The sequence below is a fragment of the Mycobacterium sp. 050134 genome, from assembly GCF_036409085.1.
In the GTDB taxonomy this organism is placed as follows: Bacteria; Actinomycetota; Actinomycetes; order Mycobacteriales; family Mycobacteriaceae; genus Mycobacterium.
Genome location: NZ_JAZGLV010000002.1, coordinates 192,517 through 207,721, shown reverse-complemented (window position 1 = coordinate 207,721; position 15,205 = coordinate 192,517). Strand labels below are relative to the sequence as shown.

Sequence of the window (15,205 nt, the reverse complement as noted above, 5' to 3'; positions counted from 1 at the left end):
CAATGGATGAGTGTTCGCAAGGAGGACACCGATGACCTGGCATCCCCATGCCAACAGGCTGAAGACCTTCGCCCTGTTGGTCGGCATGTCCGCGTTGATCGTATTTGTCGGCTCGCTGTTCGGCAGGACCGCGATGTTCCTCGCGGTGCTGTTCGCCATCGGCATGAACGTCTACACGTACTACAACAGCGACAAGCTCGCTCTGCGCGCGATGCACGCGCAGCCGGTGTCCGAGCTGCAGGCGCCGGTGATGTACCGCATCGTGCGTGAGCTGGCCACCGCCGCGCACCAGCCGATGCCGGGGCTGTACATCAGCGACACCAACGCGCCCAACGCGTTCGCCACGGGCCGCAACCCGCGCAACGCCGCGGTGTGTTGCACCACCGGCATCTTGCAGATCCTCGACGAGCGAGAGCTGCGGGCCGTGCTCGGGCACGAGCTTTCGCACGTCTACAACCGCGACATCCTGATCTCCTGCGTCGCCGGTGCGATGGCGTCAGTGATCACCGCGCTGTCCTACATGGCGATGTTCTTCGGCGGCAACCGCGACGAAGAAGGCAATCCCTTTGCGCTGCTGCTTGTTTCGCTGCTGGGCCCGGTCGCCGCGACGGTGGTGCGGCTGGCGGTGTCACGGTCTCGTGAGTACCAGGCGGACGAATCGGGCGCGGTGCTGACAGGCGACCCGCTGGCCTTGGCGTCGGCGCTGCGCAAGATCTCCGGCGGCGTGCAGATGGCCCCGCTGCCACCCGAGCCGCAGCTGGCCAGCCAGGCGCACCTGATGATCGCCAACCCGTTCCGCGCGGGTGAGCGGATCGGGTCGCTGTTCTCGACGCACCCGCCGATCGAGGACCGCATCCGCCGCCTGGAGGAGATGGCGCGGGGTTAGGTAGCCCGGCCGTCGGTTGGCGTACCCACGGGGCTGTCTCCTCCGGGCAATCTCCGGGGGTGATGGGTGACTTTCAAACGCGATGGCGCCCGCGATATCGGATTCGGGGGACGCCTCAGGGCCTGGAGAGCCGCGCGCCCTGGGGATGAGTGACTCCCCAGAGCGATAGCGCACGTGGTACCACGTGCGCCGTGAACCGCTACACCTATCGACGGCACGCAATTACAGCCCAATTACAGCGGCACGTTCGTGGTCAGAACTTCCTCCGAACTGCACGGACGGCTGGCCCGCGAGGCCGCCGAAGAGGGTGTCTCGATGAACCAGTGGGTGGTGCAAAGGCTGTCCGGACGCCGGGTGAGCGACTACGCCGGCCTATCCGGCTTCGACTGAACCCGTCGATCAGGCCGCCGCTTCCGGTCTTTCGGCCTCGTCCTCCTCGGCGCTGCGCGCGAAATGACCGGTCTCCACCACACCGCGGACCACGACCGCGCCGCCGGTCGCGCAGTGCTGTCGCTGCCAGTCGGTGATCGCCTGGTGCGCCGCGTGATCGAGGTAGTTCACCGAGAGCACCACCGTGACGTCCGCGCCCGGGGGAATGGATGTCAGCACGCGAGTCAGGCGCGGCAACGCCAGGAACGTGCACGCGGCGCCCTCGATGGTCACGTGCCACCGTTCGTCCTCCTGCGTCGCGTCCACCCGCGCTCGGATGACCCGCCACCCGGTCAGGGCGATCGCCAGCGCGAGCCCGATCAGCACCCCGTGCAGCAGGTTGAGGAAGACGACGCAGACGGCGGTCACCACGTACACGGCCAAATCGCCGTGTTTCATTGCGGTTTCGATGTGGGCCGGCTTGAGCAGCTGGACGCCGATCACGATGAGCAGGCCGGCCAGCGCGGCGGTGGGTATCTCGTCGACCAGCCCGGCGAACGGGATGGTGAACAACAGGATCCACAACCCGTGCATGATCGCCGAGGCCCGCGATCTGGCGCCGGCGTTGACGTTGGTCGAACTGCGCACGATCACCCCGGTGACCGGCAGCCCGCCGACGGTGCCCGACAGCATGTTGGCCGCGCCCTGCCCGATCAGCTCACGGTTGAAGTCGGTGCGCGGTCCGTTGTGCATGCGGTCGACCGAAACCGCCGACAGCAGGCTCTCGACACTGGCGATCAGGGCCACCGTGATCACGCCGATCGCCACCGCGCCCCAATCGCCGTCGGGCAGGTCTGGGAGCCGCAATGCGTCCAGCGGTGACCCATCGAGGTCGATCCGCCGGACGTTGAACGGGAACACCACGGAAATGACCGTGACCGCGACGATGGCGACCAGCGGGCCGGGGATCGGGCGCAATTTCGCCGGCATCCACCGCCACGCCACGAGGATCGCGATGACGAGGACGCCGAGGATGACCCCCGGCCTGTGCGCGCCGATCACCTGGCCGGGCAGCTCGATCACGTTGTGCCAGGCCGTGCTCTTGGACTTGCCGCCCAGCAGCACGTGCGCCTGCTGCAGTGCGATCGTGATGCCGATGCCGGCCAGCATGGCGTGCACGACGACCGGTGAGATCGCGAGCGCCGCCCGCGCCACCCGACTCAGGCCCAGCAGCACCTGCACGGCGCCCCCGGCGACGGTGATCAAACACGTTACGCCCCAACCGAAACTGGAGACCAGGTCCGCGACGACGACGGTCAGGCCCGCCGCCGGGCCGCTCACCTGCAGCGGTGATCCGCCCAGGGCCCCGACGACGATTCCCCCGACGATCGCGGCGATCAGACCAGCGAGCACCGGGGCGTTGGAGGCGATCGCAATTCCCAGGGACAGTGGAAGCGCGACCAGGAAGACGACGAGCGAAGAAGGCAGGTCGTGTCGGATGACCGATCGGAACCGGTTGTCCCGTGCTGCTGTGTGACCCTCGGTGTTGTGCATCGATCGCTTTCCCTCGTTAGGTCCTAGCGGGGGATGTGCCGATATCCACCCCGCACCCACACTGGTTACGTCATTGACTGGTTACGTCGTCGTAAACGGTTGGTGCAGAAGGAATTACAACCGCGCTGGCCAGCCGGTCCAAGCCCAGTTACTCGTTCGACGGTATTTTCCCGGTCGGGGGCGGGTCAAGCGCATGGGCTCAGCCCATATCGAATCCAAATTTTTCGCCCGCGGTGCCGCGGTCAGAACCCCGAGCCGTGTACCTCGTGCCCCGGCACCTCGACCATCAGGCCCCGGTAGGCCTCCTCGACGGTCGAGCCGTGGTTGATCACCGCGTCGACTTCGCGGGCGATCGGCATGTTCAGCCCGAACTCGTTGGCGAACTCCATGATCACGCTGGCTGCCTTGACGCCCTCGGCGACCTGGTTCATCGAGCCGATGATCTCGTCGATCGGCTTGCCGGCACCCAGCTGCTCCCCGACATGGCGGTTGCGGCTGCGCTGGCTGGTGCACGTCACGATGAGGTCGCCCAGGCCGGCCAGGCCGGGGAAGGTGTCTGGGTCTCCGCCCATGGCCACGCCCAATTTCGTCATCTCGCGCAGCGCGCGGGCGATCACCAGCGCGCGGGTGTTTTCCCCGATGCCCAGCGAGTAGCCCATCCCGACGGAGATGGCGTAGACGTTCTTCAGCGCCCCGGCCATCTCCACCCCGATGACGTCGTCGGTGGTGTACACCCGGAAACGCCGGGTGCGGAACAGCCCGGACAGCCGGGTCGCCAGATGCTGGTCGGGCATGGCCAGCACCGCCGCCGCGGCGTAGCCCTCGCCGACCTCGCGCGCGATGTTCGGCCCCGCGAGGATGCCCGCCGGATGGCCCGGCAAGATTTCCTCGATGATCTGAGACATCCGCATGTTGGTGCCCTGCTCAAGGCCCTTGACCAGCGATACCACCGGCACCCAGGGCCGAAGCTCGCGGGCCAGCTCGGTCAGCACGCCCCGGAACCCGTGGGAGGGCACGCCCATGACGACGACGTCGGCACAGCTGGCCGCCTCCTCGAAGTCGGTGGTGGCGCGCAGGGTGTCGCTCAGGACGGCCTCATCGCCGAGGTAGCGGCTGTTGCGGTGATTCTCGTTGATGTCCTTCGCGGTCTCCTCCGAGCGCACCCACTGCAGCGTCGGCCCCCGGCGGGCGCAGATGGAGGCCACCGTGGTTCCCCAGGAACCGCCACCGAGCACAACGACCGTGGGTTCGCGCTTCTCTGCTGCCATGGCGATCAGCGTATTGCCGCCATCTCGGATTTAGAAGGAGTTCACCAACTCACGCCTACCCGAGTCGAAAACCAATGACCCCGCTCCAGGGGACTTCGGTCCCTACCCGCCCCGCGCGGCATGCCGGATCGTGAAGATGCATTCAATATGAGGAGGGATCATGCCCACACGCGCTGGTTGCGGCCGGGCGTTGGCGCTGGTGGCGGCTGCCGCGATGGGGTTGCTGGTCGGCTGCCCGGGCATCGCGTCGGCCGACGACGGCCAGCCGCAGGCCAACCCCGAGGAGCGGGCGGCGGCGATGGTGCGGCCGGCCGTCATGTACCTCGGCGGCCAGGGTTATGGCGGGGTGCGCTTGCCCAACGGCCAGATCCTGTCCCAGTTCGGCCAGGGCACGAACATGCCCTTCATCGCGACGTGGGGCTGCACCGCGTTCGTCGTCAACCCCGACGGCTGGGTGGCCACCGCCGGCCACTGCGTCGACCCCGACAGCGCCAAGCAGCTGATCCTCAAACGGGCCGCCGCCGAGTACATCAGTCAGTACCCGGACGCCCCGGAATCGAAGAGCCCGGCCACGGCACTGGATTGGCTGCGGAAGAACGCGCGCGTCGTCGGCGATAACCCCGACCGCGGTCCGGAGGTCGGCCTCACGCTGCTGTACGGCAGCGGCACGACGGTCACCGGCAAGGTGCCCGCCAGCCTCGTGGACTTCCGGCCGCTCGGCAAGGGGGACGTCGCCCTGCTCAAGGTCGAGAAGCACAACCTGCCGTCGAGCGAGCTGGCCACCGACGCCGACGTCAGCATCGGCACGTCGGTTCTGGCGGTGGGCTTCCCGGAAAGCACCCAGAACATCACCGGCCCGTCGCTGGACCCGACGAACAAGAGCGGCAAGGTCAGCAAGAAGTCGACCATGGGCTCCATCCCCGAGTACGAGATCGACGCGGCGGTCACCGAGGGCATGAGCGGCGGGCCCACCGTCGAGCTCAACGGCAAGGTGATCGGCGTGAACAGCTTCGCCCCCGTCGGCGAGTCGCAGGCGTTCAACTTCATCGCGCCCGCGGACAGCCTGGCGGCGATCCTGACGAGCAAGGGGGTCAAGCCGACGCTCGGGCCGGCCGACGTGTTCTACCGGAAAGGCCTCGCGCACTACTACGCCGGCCGCTACACCGAGGCGATCGACGACTTCGACCAGACCCTGGCGATGTCGCCCGACTACCCGGGGTTGCTCGACCTGAAGACCAGCGCGGTCAACCTGCGCCAGCGGTACGGCGACCAGTCGGCGTTCAGCGGCGCGAAGCTGTGGTTATACATCGGCGGCGGGGTCGCGCTGGTGCTCGCCGCCGGCGCCGGGCTGACGGTCCTGGCGCTGAGGAGCCGCACGCCCCTGCTGTCCGTTACCCCCGTGGAAGTGACCGACTCCGGCGAGCATGCCGGCGCGCACGAATCGCCGCCTGTCGAGCCGCACTTCTGTTCCAACTGCGGGTCGGAACACCACCCCGCCGAGAAGTACTGCCCCACCTGCGGAAACCACATCGACGCGACGGAATCGCCGATGGGCGCCCACGCGGCCCCCTGACGCCTACCCGGCAAGCGCCGCCCGATCGGTGGCCCGGCCGAAGACCATCGCCTCCTCGATGCGGTCGAAGCGGTAGTCGATGGCATCGGCCAGGTAGTTCTGCCGGACGTGCCACGGCCGCTTGGTGCCCGACTTCGGCAGCGCGTGGACCGACCGCAGCACGTAGCCGGCATTGATGTCCCACGACGGCTTCTCGGTCATCGGCTCGTTGCCGCGATGCGGATAGGCGTGCGTGTAGCCGTGCGATGCCATGTGCGCCAACAACTTCGCGGTGGCGCGGGCCGTCATATCGGCGCGTAGGGTCCACGACGCGTTGGTGTAGCCGACGCACCAGAACAGATTCGGGACGTCTTCGAGCATGTGCGCCTTGTAGACGAAGCGGTCGCTGGTCTTGATCTCGTTGCCGTCCAGGCTGACCGTGGCGCCGCCCAGGGCCTGTAGCTGCAGCCCGGTGGCGGTGACCACGATGTCGGCGTCGAGGTGCCCGCCGGATTCGAGCGCGATGCCGGTGGCGTCGAAGTGATCGATGCGGTCGGTGACCACGTCGGCGCGGCCGGCGCGGATGGCGTTGTACAGGTCGGCATCCGGGATCAGGCACATGCGCTGATCCCATGGGTTGTAGCGGGGTTTGAAGTGGACGTCGACGGCGTAGCCGGGTGGCAGGCTGCTGATCGCCTTGCGGCGCAGCAGCCGGCGCACCAGCCCCGGTGCCTTGCGGGACAGCGCGAAGAAAACCGCCTCGGTCAGGGCGCTGTACATCCGGACCACCAGGTGAGCGGGCTTGCGGGGCAGCACTTTCCGGGCGACGGCCGCGACCTTGCCGTACTTGGACGCCGAGATCAGGTAGGTCGGCGAGCGCTGCAGCATGGTCACCTTTGCGGCCCGCTCTGACAGCGAGGGGAGCAGCGTGACCGCGGTGGCGCCGCTGCCGATGACGACGATCCGTTTGCCGGCGTAGTCGAGGTCTTCGGGCCAGTGCTGGGGGTGCACCACGGTGCCACCGAAGGCTTCGATGCCCGGGAACTCGGGGGTGTAGCCCTCGTCGTAGTTGTAGTAGCCGCTGCCGAAGAACAGGAACCGGCCGCGGTAACGCTTCGGCGCCCCGTCCTGCTCGACGGTGACCGTCCAGGTGTCCGTCGCCGAATCCCAGTCCGCCGAGCGGACGTGGCTGTTGAACCGGATGTGCCGGTCGATGCCGTACTTGTGGGCGGTGGCGGTCAGGTACTGGCGGATGTGGGCGCCGTCGGCGACCCCCTCCCTGCGGGTCCACGGCTCGAACGGGAAGCTCAGGGTGAAGATGCTGCTGTCCGAGCGCACGCCCGGGTAGCGGAACAGGTCCCACGTCCCGCCGATCCGCTCACGCCGCTCGAGGATGGTGTACGTCAGGCCGGGGTTGCGCTCGGCGATCCGGTAGGCCGCGTCGATGCCGGAGATGCCGGCGCCGACGATGATGACGTCGGAGTAAGGATCGGGTGTCAGCGTCATCGTTGACCTCGCTTACGTTTCTCGCGAGCTACCGGTAGTTGACGAACTGCAGCGCGACGTCCAGGTCGGCCTGTCTGAGCAGCGCTTGTACGGCCTGCAGGTCGTCGCGCTTCTTGCTGCTGACGCGGATCTCGTCGCCCTGGATTTGCGTCTTGACGCCCTTGGGCCCGTCGTCGCGGATCAGCTTGGTGATCTTCTTGGCGTGCTCGCTGTCGATGCCCTGCTTGAGGGTGCCGCTCACCTTGTAGGTCTTTCCCGACGCCTGCGGTTCGCCGGCGTCGAAGGCCTTCATCGAAATGTCGCGGCGGATCAGCTTCTCCTTGAACACGTCGACCGCGGCCTTGACGCGTTCCTCGGTGGACGACGTCAGCTCGATAGCCTCGTCGCCCTTCCACGCGATCGTGGTGTCGGTGCCGCGGAAGTCGAAGCGGGTGGCCAGCTCCTTGGCGGCCTGGTTGAGCGCGTTGTCGACCTCTTGACGCTCGACTTTGCTGACGATGTCGAACGATGAGTCCGCCATGCGATAGGTCCCTTCATCCGGTGATGGCCGTTTGTGCTTTGTCTACCCCCTCGTTGTAACCTGTCTGGCGGCAGGTTGCCCGAGCGGCCAATGGGAGCGGACTGTAAATCCGTCGCGAAAGCTTCACAGGTTCGAATCCTGTACCTGCCACCACAGGCCTGTGCACTTCGAAGCATGTCTTTGGGTGCCTTCGAGGGTGCCCGCATCCTCGTCGTCGTTTGCGCGTAGGAGCTTCTGGGGTTGGAAGTAGGTGTTGGTGCGAGGTTGGCACCGATTCCAGGAGCGAAGTTACTCACCCTCGGGAGGGTCACCCTCAAGTTCGCGGATGTAGCGTTCGGCGAATTGAATGGTCTTGGCGTGGCCCACTGTCACACCGAGTGTCTCTTCGATAGCCAGTGCTCCGGTCACGCTGCGCATCAACGTCGTTACCACTTCGGGTGGCACTTCCTGTGGCGGGATGCCGTAGCCTTCCAGAATGCCCGACAGGGCTTTGATCTGCTCGCTCAGCAACAACTCGACATATCGCGCAAGCTCGTCTTTCAAGGCTTTGCGGCGGTTGGCGAGGGCGATGAACTCAATGCCAAAACCGATTACCCGGGTGTCGCTACCAATCCGCCACAGAGCCCATAGCGGTCTGTCCGTTTTGAGCGCCTCACGTTGGAGTTCGAGCCCTTGCTCGGCGCGCTGCCGTAGGACCGCGAGGAACAGACCGTCCATCGTGCCGAAGTGGTAGGGGACCAATTGCGACCTCAGGCCGGCTTTCTTCGCGACTTTACGACCCGTGACAGCGGAGTAGCCTTCCTCCAGCAGCAATCGCTCGGCGGCGTCGAGAAGCAGCTGACGGGTCTTCGCGTCCGGCGATCCGGTTCTTCGCGGCGCTGCCATCCACTTGCTCGATTCGTGGGAACGGCCTGATCTTCAGCTGTCATCCTAAGCCCTCTTGAACGAGGAGACCGCTTTGGTTAGTGTTAAGCGGATGCTTAACTGCCCAGTGCAATGGGCCTATGTGCCGGACTGTGGAGCCGGGTATGGGCCTGAGCGCGTCGCCAGACGCACGGTCGGCACCACGTCGGCAGCGATGGAGGAGTAACGCCGTTGAGCTCGTCGTCGAGGGCTGAAACTGTGCCAGCACCGATTTTTCTGCTCGATTTCCGGTCGAGATCATTACCGCTATGCTCGGCGTTCCGCCGGAGGATAGGCGGCAGGTTCGAGAGTGGATCGACCTTCACCTGGAGCGGGAACCGGGCAACGTGGGGCTCGCGCGGCAGAGCATGGACGCCATCCTGCAGACGGGCGCGTACTACTCCTAACCGTTCGAGGAGCGCCGCGCGCATTCCCGGGATAACAGGATCAGTCGACTGATCGAAGCTCAAATTAATGTCGATGGTAGAATCCGAAGTTTTGACGACGTCGAAATAGCCGGATTTGCAATTGTTCTCGGGGCGGGCCGGTCCAGAGGCGGTGACAAAATTGGTCGGCAACGCGGTCGTCATCTTCGCCGACCATACCGATCAGTGGCAACTCCTGCGACGCGCCCCTGCGCGACATGACCATTCCGCCTGAAAGCGCGGTTGCTCTTGATCAATGAATCAGCCCCGTGATGATCGAGCCTTTCCGGACCCTGATCGGTTCGACACCAACCGTCGACGAAAGTTCTTCTGCAACAGCCGAACCGCGCTGGACCTGTCGCTCGACTTTATTCTTCACTATGAAGGCGATCGAGCCGGTCTGCGTCGGGTACACATGACCACGGTGTCGTGTTGTTCCGACGTGCCGGTATGCGCGCAATGACATTCGGCCCCTAGCGGTTTCGTCATACTACGAAGGAGCTTCACCACACATGGCAGTGAACATCGCGGGGGAAGTCCATTTCGACCCGTACGACCCCTCGCTGACCTTCGATCCCTATCCGGTCTACAAACGGTTGCGCGATGAAGCGCCGCTTTATCGAAACGATGAATATGATTTCTTCGCGCTCAGCCGCTTCGCCGATGTGGAGGCTGGGCTTCGTGACCACGAGACGTTCAGCTCATCCCGAGGGACTGTGCTCGAAGTGATCAAGGCGGGGATCGACATTCCGTCAGGTCTTATCATCATGGACGATCCGCCTCGTCAGACCATCCACCGAAAATTGTTGTCGGGCATGTTCACACCGCATAAGATCGCGCAGCTGGAGCCCATGATTCGTGAATACTGCGTGCGCAGCCTGGACCCCCTCGTCGGTGCGGGTGAATTCGATTTCGTCGCTGACCTGGGCGCGCAGATGCCGATGCGCGTGATCGGAATGCTGCTGGGCATCCCCGAGGAGCGGCAGGAGGTCGGGAGGGACCGCGTGTACGCGGCGATAAACCGTGACGATGGTCGTGGAATGTTGCTCCCAACGACGGGTTTCATTGACCACGAGTTCATCGCGGAATACGTTGACTGGCGCGCCGAAAACCCGTCCGACGACATCGTCACGGAACTACTGAATGTTGAGTTCGAGGACGAAACCGGAACTTGGCGGCAGCTAGACCGAACGGAAATACTCGCTTATGTCGGGCTCCTCCATGTGGCAGGTAGCGAAACAGTCACCAAGTTCATTGGATGGGCTGGCAAGATTCTCGCCGAAAACCCCAGTCAGCGCGCACAACTGGTCGCCGACCCCTCGCTGATCCCTATCGCGGTCGAGGAAATCCTCCGCTTGGAAACCCCCGCACCCCGTCTCGCTCGGTATGTCACCCGTGAGGTCGAGTTTTATGAGCGGATCGTGCCTCGGGGCAGCATCATGATGTTCCTGGTCGGTGCCGCGAATCACGATCACCGGCAATTCCCACCCGACGGCGAGAGTTTCGATATCCACCGTTGCGGCAGGGCGCACATCAGCTTCGCCGCAGGCGCACATTTCTGTTTGGGTGCCGCCCTGGCGCGTTTGGAAGGCCGGATCGCCCTGGAGGAGTTGCTGCTTCGTTTCCCGGAATGGGACGTCGACCTGTCGAGGGCCGTATTGTCGCCCTCGTCAACCGTGCGCGGCTGGGAGACAATGCCGGCCATCATCCCCTGACGAATATCCACGGGCAACTTCCCGCACCTCCTTCAACCATTTCGCGCCGCACCACGTAGCGGCAAGCGAGCGGATCGGATAACCTACTATCTACGTACGTTGACCGTAGATAGTGGCCACCACTCCTCGCCGAGGGGCGGGACACGCAATTCCGATGGAGGTTCAACCATGTCCGAAGTAGCCGAAACGCAGTCCGGCGCAACAGCCGTCGCCCCGCCGCCGGAGGGTCGTCCCCGCCGGCTCAATCAGGCCGTGGCCTGGGTCGGCATCGTGGTCGGTGTCCTCTTTGCCGTTGCGGTGGTCTTCTTCTCCGGCTTCTTCATGGCATGGGCCTCGGGCGCTGATCGCCCCGGTATCCACGGCCCCGGCGGCCACATGGGTGGCGGTGGTGCGTCGGACTGCTGCCCGATGATGAGCCAGGGGGACAAGATGCCCGGTGGGCAAATGGGCCCCGGCATGATGCCCAATGGCCCGATGAAGCCGGGCAATTCGCCGACCACCTCTCCAGCTCCCGCCGCCCCCCGGCCATAGCGGGGCGTACCGATCACATCTCGCACATGAGGCGGCACGCGGCGAGCACCGCCGCGAACAGGGGTCCGGCGACGATGACGGCCACCATGCCGGTCAACGCGGTGCGGGCACCGGTGCGACCGGCCGGGGGCAGCATCAGCCGCTCGGCGCGGGCCAGGACCGCGACGTTGGCCGCGCCCAGAGCCGGGGCGGGCGTCGCCCCGGCCAGGGTGATCAACCCGGACAGCAGCGCCCACCGCCCGTGCTGGCGCGCGGCCACGTCGTCGGCCCACATCTCGAGCAGCCGCGAAACCTCGGCCGCGCCCTGAGTCATCAAGGGCACGAAGGGAAAGACCGCGGCGAGGCCGCGCAACGCCGCGCTGAGCTGGGTGTGACCGTTGGCAAGGTGGGCCCGCTCGTGGGCCAGGACCGCGGCCAATTGGCTCTGGTCGAGGGCCGACAGCGCCCCGCTGGTGACGACGATCGCCGGCGGTCGGCCCGACACGCAATACGCGGCCGGCTCGCCCGCATCCACGACGAATACGCCGCGATCTCCGTTGTGGCGGCCCACGATTCGCACCGACTCCGCATGTTCGTGCGCGCGCGACCGCATCCGGAGCAAGGTCAGCGCGAGGCGAGTGGCGAACACTGCCGCGGCGATGCTCGAGGTAGCCGCGATCAACACCAGCAGGGCTTGTGCCGCGGTACCGCCTCGTCCCATCGCGGCGCCGTGCAGCCGGGAGATGCAGGACACGGCGGCCGCCGCGGGATCGCCCCCATTGCTCACGGCATCGGCGATGACGAAAGCGGTCACCGCCAGCCAGGCGATCAGCACACTGCAAATCGCGGCGACCCACGCCGCCACGCCGAGGCGTGGCGTCCGGCCGTCGCGGGTCAGCCGCCGCAACAGCGGCGGCCCGCCGATGCACGCGACGGCGCTGTAGAGCAGCAGGCAGGCGGCGACGCTCATCGCTTGCCCTCGGTGCCACCGAGGTCGGCCAGCGCGGCCCGCAGGCGCGCCGACTCCTCCGGGCCGATCTGTTCGACGAAGTGGCTGAGCACCAGGTCGGACCGCCCGCCGCCCTCGAGCGCCTCGCGCATCAGTCGCGCGCTGTGCTGTTCGCGCGTCAAGGTGGCCCAGTACCGGTAGGCCTTTCCGTCGCGTTCGCGAGCCAGCCAGCCCTTGGTGTGCAGGTTGTCCATCGTCGACATCACCGTGGTGTAGGCGATGTCGCGCTCGGCGGCCAGCTCGTCGAAGACGTCGCGGACCGTGGTGGGAGCCGCGGGACCGCGGTTCCAGATGCGGTCCATGACGACCGCCTCCAACTCTCCGAACCCTCGGCTGCGCACCCGTTGGCCTCCCGGCTCTCGGCAGCGGCGACAGCGCCGCGTGCCTACTGTCTACGTACGTAAATGGTAGAGCCTGGCGGTTCGCCGTGCGATCCGCGCCCCGCGCGGCGGCCTGGGGTGGGGGGCCGTCGCGCCCGGGTTAGGGTTGGCTTAGTTTATGGACGCAGCTTCCATGGGTCGCGGCGCCGACGCTGCCGTCGCACGAAGGAGTCAGTCAACGGTGACAGAAACAACCGCACGGGCGGCGGACGCCGCCGACGGCCCGCCGCCATCGGCGCCCCGGCGCGGCCGCTTGTTGCGCTGGGGCGTGCTGACGGTATGGGGTCCGGGCCTGGTGGTGATGCTGGCCGACACCGACGCCGGCTCCCTCATCACCGCCTCGCAGTCCGGCGCCCAGTGGGGCTACCGCATGGTCCTCCCGCAGCTCATCCTGATGCCGATCCTCTACGTCGTGCAGGAGATCACGGTGCGCCTGGGCATCGTCACCAAACGGGGCCATGGCGCGCTGATCAGGGAGCGGTTCGGCCGCTTCTGGGCGTGGGTCTCGGCGTTCACCCTGTTCGCCTCGTCGATCGGGGCGTTGCTCACCGAGTTCGCCGGCGTCGCCGGGGTGGGCGAGCTGTTCGGGATCTCGCGCTGGGTCAGCATCCCGGTCGCGACGGCGGCGCTGCTGGCGCTGGCGCTGACCGGCAGCTATCGGCGCGTCGAACGCATCGGCCTCGTCATCGGCGCGGCCGAGCTGGCCTTCCTGGTGGCGATGGTGATGGCGCGGCCCGACCCTGCGGCGCTGTTCGAGGGCCTGAAGTCCATGCCGCTGGGCGACTCGTCGTACCTGCTGCTGATCGCTGCGAACGTCGGCGCGGTGATCATGCCGTGGATGGTCTTCTACCAGCAGGGCGCGGTGGTCGACAAGCACTTGTCGGTGGCCACCATTCGCCAGGCCCGGCATGACACCGCCACCGGAGCCGTGCTGACCCAGCTGATCATGATCGCGGTGGTGGTCACCGTGGCCTCCACCATCGGGGCCCACCACGGCGATGCCCCCCTGAACACCGTCGGCGACATCGCCAACGCGCTTACGCCGTACCTGGGCCGCGTCGGCGGCACTGTCCTGTTCGGGCTGGGCATGCTCGGCGCGGCGTTGGTCGCCGCGATCGTGGCGTCGTTGGCCGGCGCGTGGGGGCTCTCGGAGGTTTTCGGCTGGAAGCACACCCTCAACGAGCGCCCCAACCGGGCCACCGCCAAGTTCTACATCACCTACGGGCTCGCCCACGTCGTCGGCGCCGCGCTCGTGTTGGCCAGCGTCGACCTGGTCAACCTGGCCGTGGACGTCGAGGTGATGAACGCGTTGCTGCTGCCCATCGTGCTGGGGCTGCTGCTGGCCCTGGAATCCCGGGCGCTGCCCGATGAGTGGCGCATGCGCGGATCGCGCAAATACATCGCGTGGGCGCTGTGCCTGGTCGTGATGGGCTTCGGGCTGTACATGGTCCCGCAGGCCCTCGGTTTGACTTAGCCGGGCGACCCATCGGTGTGCGCGGGGTAGGCGTGCACGAGTGCGCTGTCGAGCCGGGGCACCGCGTGAGCGAGTTGGCGTTCGGCGTCGTGCGCGATGCGGTGGGCATTCTCGAGGCTGGTGTTGGGGTCGATGTCCAGCTCCGCGTCGGCGTGCAGGCGGTGCCCGATCCAGCGCATCCGGACCCTGCGCACGCCGCGGACGCCCGGCCGGGCGGCCAGGGCTGCCTCGGCGGTGTCGACGAGCGCGGGGTCCACGCCGTCCATCAGCCGGCGGAAGATGTCGCGCACGGCGCCGCGCAGCACGGCCAGGATCGCCACCGTGATGATCAGGCCGACGATCGGGTCGGCCAGCGGATAGCCCAGGGCGACGCCGCCGGCCCCGAAAAGCACCGCCAGCGAGGTGAATCCGTCGGTGCGGGCGTGCAGGCCGTCGGCGACCAGGGCGGCCGACCCGATCCGCCGACCGATCCGGATCCGGTACATGGCGACGATTTCGTTGCCGAGGAAGCCGATCACGCCGGCGCCGGCGACCCAGCCGACGTGCTCGATGGCGACGGGGTGGATCAGCCGCACGACGGCCTCGTAGCCGGCGACGATCGCCGATAGCGCGATCATGCCGATGACGAACAGGCCGGCGATGTCCTCGGCCCGGCCGTAGCCATAGGTGTAGCGCCGCGTCGCCGGGCGGGTGCCCAATGCGAACGCCACCCACAGGGGGACCGCGGTCAGGGCGTCCGAGAAGTTGTGGATGGTGTCGGCGGCCAGGGCGATCGACCCGGAGGCCACGGCGATGACGACCTGCACGAGCGCGGTCGCGCCCAGCCCGACCAGGCTGATCTTGACCGCCCTGATGCCGATCGCGCTCGATTCCAGGACGGTGTCGACGCTGTCGGCGGCGTCGTGGCTGTGCCGGACGAAGAGCTGCGCCGCGATGCCGCGGATTCCGTGGTCGTGCCCGTGGTCGTGGTTGTGCCGGTGCCCATGATCCGCGGTCATCCTGACCCAGCCCTATTACTTGCATGCATACGCAGATAATAGGGTTGGCGCACGGATGACGCGACCGGGGTTTCGCCCCGACGTCGGCACCCCGGGTGATCGCCCAGGCGTTGGGAGCCACTCATTCTTGTCATGT

At 66.8% G+C, this 15,205-nt stretch carries 15 protein-coding genes, 1 tRNA gene and 1 pseudogene; 7 read left to right on the top strand and 10 right to left on the bottom strand.

Features of this window, described 5'->3' with window-relative positions:
• Positions 1-31 precede the first annotated feature (31 nt).
• Complete coding sequence (htpX, locus tag SKC42_RS03045; protein WP_330962828.1) at positions 32-886, top strand: zinc metalloprotease HtpX; 855 nt, start codon at positions 32-34, stop codon at positions 884-886.
• Positions 887-1,117: 231 nt separating this feature from the next.
• A pseudogene (locus SKC42_RS03040) lies at positions 1,118-1,276 on the top strand (toxin-antitoxin system HicB family antitoxin); the annotation flags it as partial.
• 9 nt (positions 1,277-1,285) lie between these two features.
• Here the strand turns inward: SKC42_RS03040 and SKC42_RS03035 are convergent.
• Positions 1,286-2,809, bottom strand: coding sequence for a SulP family inorganic anion transporter (locus tag SKC42_RS03035; RefSeq protein WP_330962827.1), 1,524 nt, complete (start codon positions 2,807-2,809; stop codon positions 1,286-1,288).
• Positions 2,810-3,051: 242 nt separating this feature from the next.
• Positions 3,052-4,077 (bottom strand): NAD(P)H-dependent glycerol-3-phosphate dehydrogenase, encoded by a 1,026-nt coding sequence (locus tag SKC42_RS03030; RefSeq protein WP_330962826.1) that lies wholly within the window; start codon positions 4,075-4,077, stop codon positions 3,052-3,054.
• Between the two features lie 160 nt (positions 4,078-4,237).
• Between SKC42_RS03030 and SKC42_RS03025 the strand changes: the two genes are divergently transcribed.
• Entirely contained in the window at positions 4,238-5,650 is a 1,413-nt protein-coding gene (locus SKC42_RS03025; RefSeq protein WP_330962825.1) for a trypsin-like peptidase domain-containing protein, read from the top strand.
• 3 nt (positions 5,651-5,653) lie between these two features.
• Here SKC42_RS03025 and SKC42_RS03020 read toward each other — a convergent pair whose 3' ends face one another.
• Together SKC42_RS03020 and SKC42_RS03015 are read right to left on the bottom strand one after the other, a co-directional pair.
• Positions 5,654-7,135 carry a flavin-containing monooxygenase gene (locus tag SKC42_RS03020; protein ID WP_330962824.1) on the bottom strand — a complete coding sequence of 494 codons (1,482 nt, stop codon included), beginning with the start codon at positions 7,133-7,135 and terminating at the stop codon, positions 5,654-5,656.
• Between the two features lie 28 nt (positions 7,136-7,163).
• Entirely contained in the window at positions 7,164-7,655 is a 492-nt protein-coding gene (locus SKC42_RS03015) for a YajQ family cyclic di-GMP-binding protein (RefSeq protein WP_330962823.1), read from the bottom strand.
• A gap of 69 nt (positions 7,656-7,724) precedes the next feature.
• On the opposite strand from SKC42_RS03015, the gene SKC42_RS03010 reads away from it, so the two are divergent.
• Positions 7,725-7,808: transfer RNA gene (locus tag SKC42_RS03010), tRNA-Tyr, on the top strand.
• A 135-nt stretch (positions 7,809-7,943) separates the two neighbouring features.
• Here the strand turns inward: SKC42_RS03010 and SKC42_RS03005 are convergent.
• The 3 genes from SKC42_RS03005 to SKC42_RS02995 all read right to left on the bottom strand — a co-directional run bounded on the left by SKC42_RS03005 (position 7,944) and on the right by SKC42_RS02995 (position 9,398).
• Positions 7,944-8,540: a TetR/AcrR family transcriptional regulator gene (locus tag SKC42_RS03005; protein WP_330962822.1), complete on the bottom strand. Its 597-nt coding sequence runs from the start codon at positions 8,538-8,540 to the stop codon at positions 7,944-7,946.
• A 95-nt stretch (positions 8,541-8,635) separates the two neighbouring features.
• Entirely contained in the window at positions 8,636-9,148 is a 513-nt protein-coding gene (locus SKC42_RS03000; protein WP_330962821.1) for a hypothetical protein, read from the bottom strand.
• 88 nt (positions 9,149-9,236) lie between these two features.
• The gene (locus tag SKC42_RS02995; protein WP_330962820.1) at positions 9,237-9,398 is read right to left on the bottom strand and encodes a hypothetical protein; all 162 of its coding nucleotides are present in this window, start codon (positions 9,396-9,398) and stop codon (positions 9,237-9,239) included.
• A 97-nt stretch (positions 9,399-9,495) separates the two neighbouring features.
• Here SKC42_RS02995 and SKC42_RS02990 point away from each other — a divergent pair, with 97 nt between their 5' ends.
• Together SKC42_RS02990 and SKC42_RS02985 are read left to right on the top strand one after the other, a co-directional pair.
• On the top strand, positions 9,496-10,698 hold the full coding sequence (locus SKC42_RS02990; protein WP_330962819.1) for a cytochrome P450: 1,203 nt from the start codon (positions 9,496-9,498) through the stop codon (positions 10,696-10,698).
• Between the two features lie 168 nt (positions 10,699-10,866).
• Entirely contained in the window at positions 10,867-11,229 is a 363-nt protein-coding gene (locus SKC42_RS02985) for a hypothetical protein (protein WP_330962818.1), read from the top strand.
• A gap of 13 nt (positions 11,230-11,242) precedes the next feature.
• On the opposite strand, the gene SKC42_RS02980 is transcribed toward SKC42_RS02985, so the two are convergent.
• A complete protein-coding gene (locus SKC42_RS02980) occupies positions 11,243-12,178 on the bottom strand; it encodes a M56 family metallopeptidase (protein ID WP_330962817.1) in 936 nt (311 codons plus the stop codon).
• A complete protein-coding gene (locus SKC42_RS02975; protein WP_330962816.1) occupies positions 12,175-12,558 on the bottom strand; it encodes a BlaI/MecI/CopY family transcriptional regulator in 384 nt (127 codons plus the stop codon). Before SKC42_RS02975 ends, SKC42_RS02980 begins: the two co-directional genes overlap by 4 nt.
• A gap of 220 nt (positions 12,559-12,778) precedes the next feature.
• Between SKC42_RS02975 and SKC42_RS02970 the strand changes: the two genes are divergently transcribed.
• Positions 12,779-14,071: an NRAMP family divalent metal transporter gene (locus tag SKC42_RS02970; protein ID WP_330962815.1), complete on the top strand. Its 1,293-nt coding sequence runs from the start codon at positions 12,779-12,781 to the stop codon at positions 14,069-14,071.
• On the opposite strand, the gene SKC42_RS02965 is transcribed toward SKC42_RS02970, so the two are convergent.
• A complete protein-coding gene (locus SKC42_RS02965) occupies positions 14,068-15,069 on the bottom strand; it encodes a cation diffusion facilitator family transporter (protein WP_330962814.1) in 1,002 nt (333 codons plus the stop codon). The two genes, SKC42_RS02970 and SKC42_RS02965, sit on opposite strands and share 4 nt — an antisense overlap.
• Positions 15,070-15,205 lie beyond the last annotated feature (136 nt).

Coding starts and splice junctions, on each gene's coding strand:
- SKC42_RS02965 (WP_330962814.1), bottom strand. CDS start 15,069: ATGACCGCGGATCATGGGCACCGGCACAACCACGACCACGGGCACGAC.
- SKC42_RS02990 (WP_330962819.1), top strand. CDS start 9,496: ATGGCAGTGAACATCGCGGGGGAAGTCCATTTCGACCCGTACGACCCC.
- SKC42_RS02985 (WP_330962818.1), top strand. CDS start 10,867: ATGTCCGAAGTAGCCGAAACGCAGTCCGGCGCAACAGCCGTCGCCCCG.
- SKC42_RS03025 (WP_330962825.1), top strand. CDS start 4,238: ATGCCCACACGCGCTGGTTGCGGCCGGGCGTTGGCGCTGGTGGCGGCT.
- SKC42_RS03035 (WP_330962827.1), bottom strand. CDS start 2,809: ATGCACAACACCGAGGGTCACACAGCAGCACGGGACAACCGGTTCCGA.
- SKC42_RS03020 (WP_330962824.1), bottom strand. CDS start 7,135: ATGACGCTGACACCCGATCCTTACTCCGACGTCATCATCGTCGGCGCC.
- SKC42_RS03015 (WP_330962823.1), bottom strand. CDS start 7,655: ATGGCGGACTCATCGTTCGACATCGTCAGCAAAGTCGAGCGTCAAGAG.
- SKC42_RS03030 (WP_330962826.1), bottom strand. CDS start 4,077: ATGGCAGCAGAGAAGCGCGAACCCACGGTCGTTGTGCTCGGTGGCGGT.
- htpX (WP_330962828.1), top strand. CDS start 32: ATGACCTGGCATCCCCATGCCAACAGGCTGAAGACCTTCGCCCTGTTG.
- SKC42_RS03005 (WP_330962822.1), bottom strand. CDS start 8,540: ATGGCAGCGCCGCGAAGAACCGGATCGCCGGACGCGAAGACCCGTCAG.
- SKC42_RS02980 (WP_330962817.1), bottom strand. CDS start 12,178: ATGAGCGTCGCCGCCTGCCTGCTGCTCTACAGCGCCGTCGCGTGCATC.
- SKC42_RS03000 (WP_330962821.1), bottom strand. CDS start 9,148: ATGACGACCGCGTTGCCGACCAATTTTGTCACCGCCTCTGGACCGGCC.